This window comes from Sulfitobacter sp. HI0129 (assembly GCF_001635395.1).
GTDB lineage: Bacteria > Pseudomonadota > Alphaproteobacteria > Rhodobacterales > Rhodobacteraceae > Sulfitobacter.
On record NZ_LWGH01000797.1, the window covers coordinates 1 to 1,316 of the forward strand.

The following is a 1,316-nucleotide window of genomic DNA, read 5'->3' on the forward strand; positions in this document are numbered from 1 at the left end:
CGAGATACGCGCGCTGCTCCGTCTCGATCCGGCGCTCCGCCCTTGAGACAACCTCCCAGTCCCGGTCCTCGATCTGCTGCGCGGTCAGGCCCTCTGCGCGCATCTCCTGACGGATTGTCCCTTCCATCGCCCGCACCGCGCCCTCATGATAATGGAACTGCTCGCTGATCGGTTCCGCTTCCATGACGCCATCCCGGCGCAGCACGTTTTCCCGTTCCAAGAGCGTGCCGAGCGCGACATGCACATCGTTGAGACTGTCTCGCGCCTGTTCCAGATCGGCGCGGCGCCCGAGGTTCAGGTTCCGCGCCTCGGCCACTTTGGAGAGATCATTGGCGATCCATTGATGTTCGAGCGCTGCATTTGACGCGCCCGTCTCGATCCGGGCCACCACTTCCGATGTGCTGATCCCTGTGCCCCGTAGTGCCGCGTCAATGCGCGATCTCAGGTCGGGCTCGGCCAGTCGCTCGCGCTGGCTGGCGTCGATATTGGCTTCGGAATAGATCCCGCCCTCCGAGGGGGTCTCTGACAGCGTGGATGATCGCAGCCCCAAGGGCTGCATGTGCTGGACCTGCGTCTGGATCTCGATGAGGCGCTTTTCCAGCATGGGACGTTCCGCGTCAGACTTCTCGGCGATCATGCCCTGCACTCGCGCGAGCTTTTCCGCATAGAGGCTTCTGAGATCCTCGAAGCTTTGATCCTCAGCCATATACACATCTCCTGTTCGGTCCATCTGTCCGCCATGCGCCAGCACCTCGCCCGCGCGGAAGAGTGCCGCGGCAATATTCTCGCGGGCTTCACGCGAAGCCTCCGCGGCAAGCGAATGGTAGACGGTTCTGGTGTTGGCGATCTCCGCCAGCGTCCGGGTCAAGTCGGCCCCCACACGTTCGCGCTCGCGGGGCGCGCGACCCTCTTCTTTCGCGGCGTAGATCTCGCTGGTCCGGGCCGGGTAATGCACGACGCCGCGCTCCACCCGCCGCGTGGCTTCCAGCCGCACGCCGTACTTCTCGGCCTCCTCGACCATGGCGAGCCGGAAGTCGTCATAGTTGAAGCGATGGTTGCGCCCCAGAAAGAAGAACTCGCCTTCCTGCGAGCGACGGTTCAGCACCAGATGCGCATGCGGGTGATCGCGGTCTTCATGCACTGCGATGATGTAGTCGAAATGCCCCTCGTCGGTCTGGAAAAACCGCTCCGCCACATCAGTCGCGATGTCGCGCACATCCTCCCCGCGCGTGCCGATGGGGAAGGACATGAGCATGTGGGTGGTCTGCCCAAGCTTGGGCTTGAAGCCCGCATCCCACCGCTTGGCAAAGCGCTCG

At 63.7% G+C, this 1,316-nt stretch carries 1 protein-coding gene; it reads right to left on the minus strand.

Annotation, left to right across the window (positions count from 1 at the left end):
* A partial coding sequence (locus tag A3764_RS19155; RefSeq protein ID WP_150122307.1) for a relaxase/mobilization nuclease domain-containing protein occupies positions 1-1,316 on the minus strand: 1,316 nt, incomplete at both ends.